General features: G+C 33.1%; 12 protein-coding genes. All 12 read left to right on the forward strand.

What is annotated here, in order from left to right:
• Positions 1-157 precede the first annotated feature (157 nt).
• Positions 158-1,531 carry a tRNA uridine-5-carboxymethylaminomethyl(34) synthesis GTPase MnmE gene (gene mnmE, locus ACFELV_RS00980; protein WP_375326363.1) on the forward strand — a complete coding sequence of 458 codons (1,374 nt, stop codon included), beginning with the start codon at positions 158-160 and terminating at the stop codon, positions 1,529-1,531.
• Positions 1,532-1,707: 176 nt separating this feature from the next.
• A complete protein-coding gene (locus ACFELV_RS00985) occupies positions 1,708-3,018 on the forward strand; it encodes a DUF5410 family protein (RefSeq protein WP_375326364.1) in 1,311 nt (436 codons plus the stop codon).
• Positions 3,019-3,132: 114 nt separating this feature from the next.
• Entirely contained in the window at positions 3,133-4,077 is a 945-nt protein-coding gene (locus tag ACFELV_RS00990) for a tyrosine recombinase XerC (RefSeq protein WP_375326365.1), read from the forward strand.
• Between the two features lie 79 nt (positions 4,078-4,156).
• Positions 4,157-4,573, forward strand: a complete 417-nt coding sequence (dksA, locus tag ACFELV_RS00995; protein WP_375327480.1) for an RNA polymerase-binding protein DksA — start codon at positions 4,157-4,159, stop codon at positions 4,571-4,573.
• A 75-nt stretch (positions 4,574-4,648) separates the two neighbouring features.
• Positions 4,649-4,942 carry a SemiSWEET family sugar transporter gene (locus ACFELV_RS01000; RefSeq protein ID WP_375326366.1) on the forward strand — a complete coding sequence of 98 codons (294 nt, stop codon included), beginning with the start codon at positions 4,649-4,651 and terminating at the stop codon, positions 4,940-4,942.
• A 56-nt stretch (positions 4,943-4,998) separates the two neighbouring features.
• Positions 4,999-6,246: a lipoprotein-releasing ABC transporter permease subunit gene (locus ACFELV_RS01005; protein ID WP_375326367.1), complete on the forward strand. Its 1,248-nt coding sequence runs from the start codon at positions 4,999-5,001 to the stop codon at positions 6,244-6,246.
• On the forward strand, positions 6,239-6,913 hold the full coding sequence (locus tag ACFELV_RS01010) for an ABC transporter ATP-binding protein (protein WP_375326368.1): 675 nt from the start codon (positions 6,239-6,241) through the stop codon (positions 6,911-6,913). Before ACFELV_RS01005 ends, ACFELV_RS01010 begins: the two co-directional genes overlap by 8 nt.
• 336 nt (positions 6,914-7,249) lie before the next feature.
• Positions 7,250-7,696: a phasin family protein gene (locus ACFELV_RS01015; RefSeq protein ID WP_375326369.1), complete on the forward strand. Its 447-nt coding sequence runs from the start codon at positions 7,250-7,252 to the stop codon at positions 7,694-7,696.
• Between the two features lie 229 nt (positions 7,697-7,925).
• Entirely contained in the window at positions 7,926-8,462 is a 537-nt protein-coding gene (locus ACFELV_RS01020) for a disulfide bond formation protein B (RefSeq protein WP_375326370.1), read from the forward strand.
• Between the two features lie 562 nt (positions 8,463-9,024).
• Positions 9,025-11,751, forward strand: a complete 2,727-nt coding sequence (gene gyrA / locus ACFELV_RS01025) for a DNA topoisomerase (ATP-hydrolyzing) subunit A (RefSeq protein ID WP_375326371.1) — start codon at positions 9,025-9,027, stop codon at positions 11,749-11,751.
• Between the two features lies 1 nt (position 11,752).
• Positions 11,753-12,781, forward strand: coding sequence for a tRNA preQ1(34) S-adenosylmethionine ribosyltransferase-isomerase QueA (queA, locus tag ACFELV_RS01030; protein WP_375326372.1), 1,029 nt, complete (start codon positions 11,753-11,755; stop codon positions 12,779-12,781).
• A 196-nt stretch (positions 12,782-12,977) separates the two neighbouring features.
• The gene (locus tag ACFELV_RS01035) at positions 12,978-13,601 is read left to right on the forward strand and encodes a D-alanyl-D-alanine carboxypeptidase (protein WP_375326373.1); all 624 of its coding nucleotides are present in this window, start codon (positions 12,978-12,980) and stop codon (positions 13,599-13,601) included.
• Positions 13,602-13,665: the final 64 nt, after the last annotated feature.

The following is a 13,665-nucleotide window of genomic DNA, read 5'->3' on the forward strand; positions in this document are numbered from 1 at the left end:
TATATTGTTTTTAGTATATGCTTAAAACCAGTAATCACTTCAAGCAAAATTGCTTAAGTATATTATATTAAATAATACGAGTTGCCAAATATTTTTTAAGAAAGTAATGCTCGTTAAATTACTTGTTAATAACTGAAATTGAAAGGAATAAATTATAGTGGACACTATTTTTGCCCAAAGTTCTAAACCTGGTAAAGCTGGCGTGGCAATTTTTCGGCTTTCTGGCCCCAAAAGCTTATCAGCTGTGAAGTATTTGCTAGTATCTGATCATTCAGAATTTACTCCTAGAGTGATGTATTGCAAAAAACTTATAAGCCCCACAAATCATGAATTAATTGATAATGCAATGGTCGCCTATTTTCAGGCACCAGCAAGCTTTACTGGCGAAGATGTGGTAGAAATATATACCCATGGCAGCATAGCTATTGCTACCATGCTTACCAAAGCATTATTAAATATTGAAGGAGTTCGGCTGGCGGAGGCTGGTGAATTTACCAGGAGGGCATTTCTAAATAATAAATTTGATTTAACTGCAGCAGAAGGTATTGCAGATTTAATTGAGGCAGAAACGATTTGGCAACATAGGCAAGCTGTAAAACAATCTAGCGGGCAGCTAGAAGCACTTTATAATAGCTGGAAGCAATCTTTATTGACCATTATTAGCTTATTAGAAGCGTATATTGATTTTCCTGATGAGGAAATACCCCAAGAAGTATTAGAGGAAGTTTTATCCTTAACTCTTGATCTTAAACACACTATAAATAAACATCTGAATGATCACAGACGTGGAGAATTATTACGCAGTGGTATCAAATTAACTATTCTTGGGGCTCCCAATGTAGGAAAATCTAGTTTACTAAATTTTTTGATGCAAAGAGAGGTCGCTATTGTATCAGATATTTCTGGAACAACCAGGGATGTTATTGAGGGACACTTGGACATAGGAGGGTATCCAATTATATTGCAAGATACCGCGGGTATAAGAACCAGTAAAAATCTAATAGAGATGGAGGGAATTAAGCGAGCACTTAATACCGCCAAAATAGCGGATATCAAAATAATTATGCTTGATGCTATAAAGCTTATTAATTCCTCTTCATATCTTAAAGAATTGGATAGTATTATAGAACTAATAGATAAAAATACTATAATATTAGTCAACAAAATTGATTTATTAGCTAATAAAACGGAGCTAGATTTATTACTACCCCTATTAATTTCTTTTAATAACGATCCTTTACAGATTTCAATCAAAGAAAATATTGGGTTAAATGCACTATTAAAGAAGATTGAAAATATTGCGCATAATATAGCTGGTTTAACGGAAATACCTCATATTACTCGGCAGCGGCAAAGACACCAGATAGAGAAAGCTTTAGAATATTTAGAAAATTTTAATATTGAAAATGACTTAGTGCTGGCTACAGAAGATATTAGAATGGCAATTAGAAGTCTTAGTAATGTCACAGGCAAGATTACTGTTGAAGAAATATTAGGCGAAATATTTAGTAATTTTTGTATTGGGAAGTAAAAGAATATAGTAATTAGACTTCTTACCAACTTTGTAATAAAGGTAAACCATATATCAACATATCAATTATAATGCTCATATTATTATGCCGAAATCTATCATATTAAAATATATAATAATTATTAATTTTAATTAAATAAATTGTATTTTTTTGCAAATAAGTTACAATTTGATATATGAATAATAGAGAGGAAGCTATGCCAACAGCAACTAACAATAAAGAGCCTATTACGCAAGAAATTATTAGCCGAATAGCCTGTAACAAAACAACTTTAGATGATTTAAAAACAATACAGAATTACTTTGTTAATCACAATTATCAGCCTATCAGAGAAGCCTTTGTCAAATCGTTAGGAGAAAATTTAAGTCACACTCAACTCCATCAATTCAATTCTAAAATCATGAGCAATGCTAATTCTTTATCCGAACCAGAGGACAAGAAATTTATGTGTCGTAAAACTGAGATGAAAATTTTTAAAGATCTACTGGTATTAGAAGCAGAACAAAGAGGCATGAAAGTTAAGTTCGAAAAATTAGAAGATATCCCACAATTGTCACCTATACCACTAGAAATCTTAGATCATTATTCTACCCTTAAAGAACATTTTTATAAACCCCGAGACGTTACAGAAGAGACACAATTAAACAAACATATGGTGGAAAGTATAAGTTTTCTGCTCATATCTAGTCTTATAGAAGAAACTGAATTTTATAACACACTATCAGAGTTGCAACAGGCCTCTATTCAACAACTCTGCGTTACTAATCGCAATGGAGCAATGTCAAAACAATCTCCTATTAACTCATTAATACAACAAAACATTGCTAAATTAGCAAAGCCTATGCAAAGTAGGGAAGAGATGCCATATCAGCGTACTGGAGATGAACTTACTACTGCCATTATGAAGCCACTAGCTGCACCACTATCTCAGCTTATAATAAATAAATCTCTACAAGATTCTAATACAAATCTTAATACTGAAGACATGGATACAAAGCAACTGAGTGATGTATTATCGAAAAAAATACCAGTTGAGACTTTGCTTAAAAAGCAAAATGATATAATTGTTACTTTGTCAAAGCAACTGAAAGATAGTAAAACTATTAGATCAAAAATTACCAATTTCTTGTTTCACGATAATGAAATAAAAAATATAGAAGAAATTGTAGAAAACGTTGCCTCTGCTTTTTCTGGCTCCGCCCAAGTCACTAAAAAAGATCAAAAAACATTGAGTAAATCAAGTAAGACAAAAATCACAGCAGCTAATATAGGCCCACCTACACCATTCAGTAATAACCTGCGTACTATTCTTCATACCAACTCAACTACTCAAGAAGCTACGCAAACATTGCACAACCATCATTTCGCCATAAACCCAGATTTATCTCAAGGTCAAACTAAAGCCTTACCCCCACCAATACCTCCAAAACCTACTGGGCTTATGACGACAAAGCCTAAACATAAGGGAGATACACCAGGGAGATAGCTTTATGATTCAAAACTTAGTGCAAGAATAATTTCTTATATTGATGCTAATGTGATAAGATGCATTTTGGAATTTGAAAATACATCTTTCCTTATTTTATTGATCAACAAAATTATGATTCAAACAATAACACCAGAAATATTAGAATTAATTAATAAGTGGAAACAATATTTAAAACTGCAAAAAAATTATTCAGAACATACTATTATCTCTTATACAAATGATTTATTAAATTTTTTAGATTTTATAAACCAATATAATGCTGAAATTGTTACTATTAATTCTATAAAGCTTGTGGATGTACGCCTAGTACGTAGTTGGCTTGCTAAAAGACACCAGCTTCAATATGTTGCCGCTTCTAATTCTAGAAGCCTATCAGCAGTCAAGAATTTTTATAAATATTTAGAAAAAGTCAATATTATCGCTTGTCATGCTATTATTTCGATTAAACACCCTAAAAAATCTCAAACACTCCCTAAGGCTTTGTCTAAAGAGGATTCTTCCTTATCTATAAGGCATATTGTCATGTTTGCCTCTTGCGAGTGGATAGAGGTAAGAAACACAGCTCTTTTAGTCTTGATATACGCTACAGGTCTTAGGATTTCCGAAGCTTTATCAATAACTAAAGCTCATTTACGAACCTTAGATTTTATCAAAATACAAGGCAAAGGTAACAAAGAACGAATAATCCCTTTGCTACCAATCGCACGGAATTTAATAGAAAACTATTTAAGTAAATTGCCATATAATATTAAGGATACTGACCCTATATTTAGAGGACAATTAGGTAGAAAGCTGCAGGCACCAGTATTTAATCGTGAATTAATAAAATTACGTCAAATGTATGGGTTGCCTGAACATCTTTCGTCTCATGCTTTTAGGCATAGTTTTGCTTCACATTTACTGGAAAATGGTGCAGATATGCGTTCTATTCAGGAATTACTTGGCCATACAAGTTTATCTTCTACACAACGTTATACTAAAATTAGTTTGCAACATTTAGAAAATGTATATAATATTGCTCATCCAATAACAAAAGCTGATAAAAGAATAATATAATCTTCTTGCCTTAGCTTTTGATTATACGTTATATTGTTTAAAAATTTTCTTAAACAATGAGGTTAGTGTGCCTAAAATTATGTTACCCCCAGGTTATAAACCTTCAAATGATGAAGAATATATGAATTCTTATCAATTAGAATATTTTAGGCAAAAGCTCATTATTTGGAAGAATTCTTTATTAGAGGAATCCAGAGAAACACTCCTACATCTTAAAGAAGAAAACTGGAACGAGCCTGACCTTAACGATCGGGCTTCCATTGAGTCTGATACCGCAATTGAGCTACGTACCAGAGATAGATATCGTAAACTTATTGATAAAATTGATGAAGCTATAGTGAGAATCGCAAAGCATGAGTATGGTTATTGTGAAGAAACGGGAGAACCGATAGGGCTAAAGCGTTTAGAAGCAAGGCCTGTTGCCACGCTGTGTATTGAAGCACAGGAGAGACATGAAGTCTACGAAAAACAACATGTAGATAATCCAGAGGAATAAAGTGCTATATACTCAAATGATTTGCATTAGGATCTAGTGCCTATCGCCAACCCTTATAAGCATTACAAGATTGATATGTTACAACAAGAAAAAGAAGAGAAAAAAAAGCAAATGCTTGATTTATACGATAAATATATGGTGTTTGCTGGTATATTAGGGCAATATTTATTTTATGCTCAAGCATATAAAGTTTTTACTACTAAAAGTGCCGGAGATTTATCACTTGATGGCTTCCTGGTAGTGATTATTGCTACTTTAAGCTGGTTGGTATATGGTATATTACACAAACAACCTCCAATAATTATCGCCCAAATAGTTGCTCTAATAGGTATGACATTAGTCATTATTGGTATATTCCTTTATTCCTAGGTTAGCAAGACTTCCCCTTTTTAACTGAAAAGTGGATAGAAACATTCAAAATACAGATGATAAGCAATAATTTTATTCTCAAATTAGCAATGCGCTATTTTAGAGCGAAAAAAAATGAACGATTTGTTTCAATTATTTCTAGTGTTTCTTTGATAGGGGTAACTATAGGAGTGGCGGCATTAATAGTAGTAATGTCCGTTATGAACGGTTTTCACCACGAATTAACCAAAAATATTATAGGCCTCAGTGGAGATATTACTATTAATCCTTTAGGCTATTCTATTACTAACTATCAAGAAATTAAGGACAAATTGCTTCCCTTACCTTACATCAAACATATTACTCCGGGAATAATGGGTCAAGCCCTGGCGCTTGGCCCTCGGATGAATAGTGGAGTAATAATTAGAGGAGTAGATTTAGGGGATCTAAAGTATAAAAATGAAATTCTACATAATACTAATTCAGGTAGTTTTAATAATTTTACAAGTAAAGACGTAGTAGCGGTGGGTGCTGAGCTTGCTTATAATTTAGGACTGCAAGTAGGAGGAAAAATCAAATTGATTTCTCCAAGTTCAATTTCTACCGTTTTTGGCAATATGCCTAGATCAAAGGAATTTATAGTTATCGCTATCTTTACTAGTGGTATGTATGACTACGATTCTGCAACAATTTTAATGCCTCTTATCGCTGCTCAAAACTTCTTAACTTTTGAGCAGAACATTAATTTAATCGAGATCACTACAATCCAACCGGCAAATGCAGAAATATATGCCTTAGAAATACAAAAACTTCTAGGGACTGATTTTAAAGTTAATAGCTGGCAAAGAACTCATGTCCAATTTTTAAGAGCTTTAGCAGTAGAGAGAGTAGCGATGTTTACTATTCTTTCGTTAATAATTATAGTCGCTGCTTTTAATATCGTTTCTAGTTTATTTATGTTAGTTAAAGATAAAGTATCAGATATTGCAATATTGCGTACTATGGGGGCTACTACTCAGCAAATTATGCTAATTTTTATTTGTAACGGTATGTTGATTGGCCTAATTGGTACAGGGTTAGGCATTTTATTAGGAGTAGGTTTTTCTTATAATATCCAGTCTATTAGAAATATTTTAGAAACAATTACGGGTACTAAAATTTTTGAAGCTGCTATTTATTTTTTATATAGTTTACCCTCAGAAGTTAAAATAGAAGATATATTATTAGTCTCCACTATTTCAGTAGTATTATGCTTTTGCGCTACTATTTATCCTGCTTATAAGGCTGCTAAGTTAAATCCAGTAGATGCCCTGCGCTATGAGTAAAACAGTATTGACCTTAAAAAATATTGCTAAGAGTTATAGACAAGGTAAAACTCACATTCAGATATTGCAAGATATAAATCTAACTATAAGACAAGGTGAGATTGTAGCAATAATTGGTAGTTCAGGTAGTGGTAAATCCACCTTATTGCATATAGCTGGGCTGCTTGATAGCCCAGATAGCGGCAAGGTAGAAATAATTTCTAATGGCTCCTTACAAAATAAGATCGATTTAATCAGGCTGCAGCATATAGGATTTGTTTATCAACACCATCACTTATTGAAAGATTTCTCTGCGCTAGAAAATATTGCTATGCCAAAATTAATTGCAGGTAGTGATTATCAACTCGCACTTAAAGAAGCAGCAAAATTACTAATAGAATTAGATTTAGGCTCAAAACAACATAATATGCCGGGCGAATTGTCAGGAGGGCAACAGCAAAAGGTAGCGATTGCAAGAGCTCTAATGAATAGCCCCACGATTATTCTGGCTGACGAACCTACGGGTAACCTTGATCCTATTGCTGCCGGTGAAGTGTTTGATTTATTTCTAAAAATGGTAATACAAAAAAATACTGGTATGATTATGGTAACCCACAACCATCAATTAGCATATAAAATGCATCGAGTGTACGAATTGAAGCAGGGTATATTACATGATTTAAATTAAACTCTGTGAACAATTTAATTTCCTTCACCCAACCTACAATATATGTTTTCTTATAGGGTAATTTACGTTATTATTTATTCTTAACGTAACGTTAATATCATTATTGCAATAATATTAAAGATTTATAATTTTTGAAATTAAGAATTATTGACTCACATTTTTATAAGTGCTAGCATATCTATATTATTGATATAACTTAACCTGCTGCAAATTGGACCTTAATTTAGCTTCAGCTTATTTAATAAAAATAATTATTCTTAAATTAATTTATATTATTATAACAAATATAGGATAATTAACTTTAGGTTAAACTCACTTAAATTTAGGGGAACTACAATGATTGATAAAAATACAACACACTTGCTAGAGATGATGAAAAATTTTATGAACCCAGAATTCTATATCAACTCACTCACTAACTTACCCGCTATGGATTTCACTTCTATGTCTGAGACTATCAGCAAAAGCGCCAAAATAATGTCCACTACCAGCCAGATTGCCGCAGAATCGTTACAATCTATGATACAAAAAAATTCAGAAGCTTTCCAAACTGGCACTATGAATATGCTCAATTCAGCCAAAGAAGCCATGTCTTCTGGAAACTTAAATCAAATAAGAGACTTTCAGCAAAAATATTTTAAATTCGCTTGCGAAACTTCAATTAATAATGCAAAAGATTTTGCCAATATGGCTTATGATGCTTCAGCAAAAATAATTGATACTGTCAATGGAGTAGCGGAGGAAGTATCGCAAAACTGGGAGAACATGGATAATAAAATTTAAGGCTATTGGCTTAGGTTGTGTTGACAACCTAGAATAAGCAGTTTGAAAAGTTAAACATTTTTCAAACTGTTATTTTTTTATCCATACACATCTCTAAACAGCCTGAGCAAGCTCAATAATCAACATTATTAGTGAATTATCTTAGGCCCTGTCCTAAGGCCCTGTGAACCTAATAATAATATTTGAATGTGGGACTTTTCTAAAAACAATACTATAAAGCAATAAAGTTATGGCTATTACTTCCATTGTAAATTTGATTCGTAAAGATAGTTTTAAGGTTTTACATCTATTTTTAGTCATTATCTGCATTTCAGCTCTAACTTTTGCTTATGTTATAGAATATATAGGGGGAGTAACCCCATGCCCCCTATGTATATATCAGCGATTTCCTTACTTATTTATCATTAAGATCTCTTTTGTAGCGTTAATAATCAAAAAAATCAGTAAATATGGGTTGTTTTTTATTGTGCTCAATCTCTTAGGGGCTTGTATTTTAGCAGGCTACCATAGTGGAGTCGAAAGAGGACTATTTCAACCGAGCGCACTTTGTTCTACTTTAATACACATTCCCAAACATTTATCTATAAACGATATTAGAGAAATGTTTTACAGTCAGCCTATTGCTACTTGCAGCCGAGCAACGGTTAAGTTTATGGCACTATCAATGAGTGAATGGAATTTATTACTTAATATTTTCTTATTATTAGCAGTGCTTGGTATCTGGTTTTATCCGCCTGTTATTGAGCAAGATATTGAAAAATCATAAATGATTAAGGTCTTATACTCATTTGACCTCAAGAACCTTAATTTTATTTGCCAGCAATAGACGCGCGAATCTTCCGATAAAATGAAAAAACAATTCAGATACGCAAATAAGTATATAACTAAAAGGGAACTATTCTGCTAATGAATTCAAATTAAACATTGCTATATTAGGCATTTTTAGTTTATAATTTTCAAAATATGAATATCAATTTATCAAAGCCGGAACCTTATGAATAATATACCTATTTCAAAAAATTTCTGCTACTTTGCAGATAAAATTAAATCCAACTCTTGAAATCCATTGAGTGCAAATCAAGCTATAAAAATCCTTTACGCAACCTAGCGAACAATTTTTTGATTTACTTCATGAACAGGCTTCTTTATTATTTCAAATTTCCTCTACCCAACCCAACTAATCTTGTCAAGAACTTGTTAATTATATAGCCATGTAAAATGATTATCTTGCTTGAAAATAAGCGCTTTTCCCACTAGTTTATATTGCTTTTTGCATTATAATTTAAAATATTTATAGCTCTTAAAAATTTAAACCTATAGGTTCTATCGTGACCAATTTAGTACAACAAAACTTAATACCAATCAGCATTGAAGAGGAGATGAAGGGTTCTTACTTGGATTATGCTATGAGTGTCATAGTGAGTAGAGCGATTCCAGATGTCCGCGATGGTTTAAAGCCAGTGCACCGTAGAATACTTTATGCAATGTATGAAGCCTCATACCATTTTAATAAGCCCTACCGCAAATCAGCTAGGATTGTCGGAGACGTAATGAGCAAATATCATCCGCATGGTGATGCAGCAATATATGATTCGTTAGTCCGAATGGCACAAGATTTCTCTTTAAGACTAATGCTGGTCGATGGGCAAGGTAATTTTGGGTCAATGGATGGTGATCCGGCAGCTGCTATGAGGTATACCGAATCAAGATTAGCTAAAATTGCCCATAAGTTAGTTGAAGATATTGATCAACAAACTGTCGATTTTACTCCTAACTATGATGGGTCAGAGCAAGAACCAACGGTTTTACCTTCAATGTTTCCTAATCTTTTAGTTAATGGGTCGAATGGTATAGCAGTAGGGATGGCTACTAATATCCCCCCCCACAATCTCGGGGAGATTATTGATGCTTGTTGCTTATATGTTGATAATAATGATGTAGAATTATTAGAACTCCTTTCGGTAGTAAAAGGTCCCGACTTCCCCACAGGGGGAGTTATACTTGGTACCAACGGTATTAGATCAGCTTACTTAACTGGTAGAGGTAGCATTCTCACTAGGGGACGTACTGAAATTGAAGAAATTTCTAGTAATAGACAAGCGATTATTATTACTGAAATTCCATATATGGTTAATAAAGCCAAGTTAGTAGAAAAAATTGCAGAATTAGTCAAAGAAAAACGTATTGAAGGTATTAGTGATTTACGAGATGAATCAAACAAAGCCGGCGTCCGAGTCGTAATAGAAATCAAGAAAGATGCAGTAGCTGAGGTAGTGCTAAACCAAATATACTCTTACACACAGCTACAAACTAGCTTTGGAGTCATTATGTTAGCTTTAAAAGATGGGCTACCAAAGGTCATGAATTTGAAAGAAGTATTGGCCGCTTTTGTTAGTTTTCGAGAAATAGTAATTACGCGCCGAACAATTTATTTATTAAATAAGGCACGAGATAAAGCACATATCTTGCTCGGTTTAACAATTGCCGTTAGTAACATCGATGAAATTATTAGAATTATTAAATCCTCTTCTGATCCTGTCAGTGCTAAAGAACAAATAATGCAAAAAACTTGGGATGCTTCAAATATCATGAGTTTCATTAAACTAGTTGATGACAAAGCTATGCATACTATAGATGGTAGATGTTATTTTACTGAAAGCCAGGCAAAAGCAATACTAGAAATGCGTCTCCAACGTTTAACTGCCATGGAAAAAAATAAATTAGAAAAGGATTTATCAGAATTAGCACAAGAAATCACCCACTATCTAGAAATTTTAGGATCACGCAATAAATTACTAGAAATCTTAAAATCTGAATTAATTAAAGTTAAAGAAGAATTTGCCACCCCACGCCTTACTAGCATTGAAATAGGAGATTTTGAACAAGATATTGAAGATCTGATTCAGCGTGAAGAAATGGTAGTAACTGTTACGTTAGGGGGCTATATTAAACGCGTACCTCTTACTACCTATAGAGCGCAAAAACGTGGAGGTAAAGGTAGGTCGGGCCTATCAATGCGAGATGAGGATATTACTACCCAGGTCTTTGTTGGAAGCACTCATACTCCTATGTTGTTCTTTTCTAATATTGGGCAGGTATATAGCTTAAAATTATATAAATTACCTCTTGGTAATCCACAAAGTAAAGGTAGACCGATAGTGAATATTTTACCTTTAAAAGACGGAGAACATATTAGTAATATTATGCCCTTACCTGAAAATCAGGATGAATGGGATACTTTAAATATTATTTTTGCTACTAGCCAGGGCAATATTAGAAGGAATGATTTATCAGACTTCAAACGTATCCAGGCAAATGGTAAGATTGCGATTAGGCTGGACGATAATGACCGTTTAATCGATGTAAAAGTTTGCCGGGATGAGGATCATGTGTTACTTGCTACTAAACTTGGCAAAGCTATCAGATTCCCTGCTAGCTCAGTGAGAGTATTTAAAAGTCGTACCTCTGATGGAGTCAGAGGTATGAAACTAGGAGAGTCAGATTATGTCATTTCTATGACAATATTAAAAGGAATATTGGTAAATTTAGAAGAAAGAGAGAGCTATTTATCCATCTCGCTAGAAACGCGGCGAGAGATAGCTGCTAATAAAGCATTTTCTTCGGAAGACTCTGTAGGAAATTTAAGTAAAGAGCAGATTTTAGTCATGGCTACTGCGGAAGAGTTTATTTTAACTATTACAGAAAATGGCTTTGGGAAAAGAAGTTCGGCATATGAGTATCGTATTACCAACCGAGGTGGTAGTGGGGTAGTGAATATGGACATATCCAATAAAACTGGCTTAGTGGTCGCAGTAATGCCTGTTGCGATCACGGATGAATTAATGTTAATTACTAATAACGGTAAGCTAATTAGATGTAAGCTTGAATCTGTGCGTATCACAGGACGTAATACTAGTGGAGTGATATTGTTTAAAACTGAACCAGGAGAGAAAGTAGTTTCTGCCTCTTTAATTGCTGAAAGTAGTGAAGAAGAATTAGAGAAGCAAGAATGTCCAGGTTTAGAAACAAGTACCCTGGATAATTTAGATAATTAATATGATTCTCTCAAACTTTGATTTTACTCTGCCTCATACTCTAATAGCTCAAGAACCAGAACCAAAACGCGACAATTCTAGTCTACTAATAGCAAATCTAAATAATCCGTTAGTGCAGTGCAAATTCTATACTATCATAGATTATTTACTACCTGGCGATGTTATGGTATTTAATGATAGTAAAGTAATTAATGCTAAGTTACTACTAGATAAAGAAGGAAGAAGAATAGAATTATATTTAAATAAGCAAATAGGACCCAATAAATGTCATGGCTTTACTAAGCCTGCCAAAAAGCTGAAAGAAAGAGATCAATTTGATTTTGATGGCAATAATATTATTATATTGCACAAACTAAACTTTGGACAGGTAGAAGTTAAATTTGAACTGTCTAATATTTCGGTGTTTGAATTTCTTGAGAAATATGGACAAATTCCTTTACCGCCCTATATCAAAAGACCAGAAAATTTAATAGAGGATAATATTAGATACCAAACGGTATATAATAAACATCCCGGTGCAGTAGCAGCGCCAACTGCTGGCTTGCATTTTTCTACTCAGTTATTGCATTTAATTAAGCGCAAGGGGGTAGAGATTGTGTTTATTACTTTGCACGTAGGAGCTGGAACGTTTTTACCGATTAAAACTGAGGATATTGATCAACATATGATGCATGGTGAATATTATCATATTAATCGCGCTACTGCCAATATAATTAATAAAGCAAAAAAAGAGCATCGCCGAATTATTGCAGTGGGTAGCACCGCTCTTAGAGCTTTAGAAAGTGCTGCAATCGATGAACAAGTACAAGATGGGGGATTCGAAACAGAAATTTTCATTAAGCCCGGCTTTAAATTTCAGATCGTTGATCTATTGCTTACTAATTTTCACTTACCTAAATCAACTTTATTCATTTTAGTGTGTGCATTTGTTGGATCTCAGGAAGCAGTTAATATCTATCAATATGCAATAGAGCATAAAATGCGTTTTTTTAGCTATGGTGATGCCTCGCTTCTATATTTGAAGAAATAGGCAGAAGAAAAAAGAGAAGAGCATATATTTGATGCTATAGTCTGTAGTCTCTAGGCTATGTGGGAAAAATCCTTGTAGTAGAATAACGACACTTCATTTTTTACTTTATCTACCCATATGATATATTCAATATAAAAGCTTTATTTTTGACGTTAAACAGTTTAATTTCATTTAAATAATTAACTAAATTAAACTTATGCAAAAAATATTTCCTCTTCTAATGTTATATTTAATAACTTATAGTAGCGCGCATGCTTATGATAATCATTATAAACAAGCAATTGAACAAGAAATCCGCCAAGTTGATCCTAATATTAATATAGGGATCAAAATTAGAAATTTATCAACCGGCAAAGTAGTGTATGAACGCAATGCGAATAGTTACTATAATTTTGCTAGTGCACTCAAATTTATCACTCTAGCTTCTTTAAGACAATATTTCAGTAACGATTATCATTTTACTAGTAAGATTTGGCAAAAAGGGAATGATTATTATTTAGACATTAATGATCCTAGTTTTTCTACTGTAGACCTTGATAATATGCTCAAAACTCTTAAATCAAAATCGCATAATACCATACAAAATTTTTACATTGTCAATTCTACTTTTTCTCTTCCCCCTGTTATGGAAAGTAAGATGATAGAAGATGCAAAATATTGTTACGGTGCCCTGATTACTAAAGTACATATTAATCAGAACTGTATAAGATTGCAGTTACGTCCAAATGAACAGATAAAAAGTAAAATATATATCGATAATAAAGAATCAATAGTGTATAAAATTGTTCATAGTACCCCACAGATTTTACAGGAGGGTTAAAATAATAAATTGAATAAGTGACTGAGAGTCACTAATCTCCGCTGAGAAACAAGCAACAGGAGGT

Source organism: Candidatus Tisiphia endosymbiont of Nemotelus uliginosus, from assembly GCF_964264835.1.
In the GTDB taxonomy this organism is placed as follows: domain Bacteria; phylum Pseudomonadota; class Alphaproteobacteria; order Rickettsiales; family Rickettsiaceae; genus Tisiphia.

Coding starts and splice junctions, on each gene's coding strand:
- ACFELV_RS00985 (WP_375326364.1), top strand. CDS start 1,708: ATGAATAATAGAGAGGAAGCTATGCCAACAGCAACTAACAATAAAGAG.
- ACFELV_RS00990 (WP_375326365.1), top strand. CDS start 3,133: ATGATTCAAACAATAACACCAGAAATATTAGAATTAATTAATAAGTGG.
- dksA (WP_375327480.1), top strand. CDS start 4,157: ATGTTACCCCCAGGTTATAAACCTTCAAATGATGAAGAATATATGAAT.
- ACFELV_RS01000 (WP_375326366.1), top strand. CDS start 4,649: ATGTTACAACAAGAAAAAGAAGAGAAAAAAAAGCAAATGCTTGATTTA.
- ACFELV_RS01005 (WP_375326367.1), top strand. CDS start 4,999: ATGATAAGCAATAATTTTATTCTCAAATTAGCAATGCGCTATTTTAGA.
- ACFELV_RS01010 (WP_375326368.1), top strand. CDS start 6,239: ATGAGTAAAACAGTATTGACCTTAAAAAATATTGCTAAGAGTTATAGA.
- ACFELV_RS01015 (WP_375326369.1), top strand. CDS start 7,250: ATGATTGATAAAAATACAACACACTTGCTAGAGATGATGAAAAATTTT.
- ACFELV_RS01020 (WP_375326370.1), top strand. CDS start 7,926: ATGGCTATTACTTCCATTGTAAATTTGATTCGTAAAGATAGTTTTAAG.
- queA (WP_375326372.1), top strand. CDS start 11,753: ATGATTCTCTCAAACTTTGATTTTACTCTGCCTCATACTCTAATAGCT.
- ACFELV_RS01035 (WP_375326373.1), top strand. CDS start 12,978: ATGCAAAAAATATTTCCTCTTCTAATGTTATATTTAATAACTTATAGT.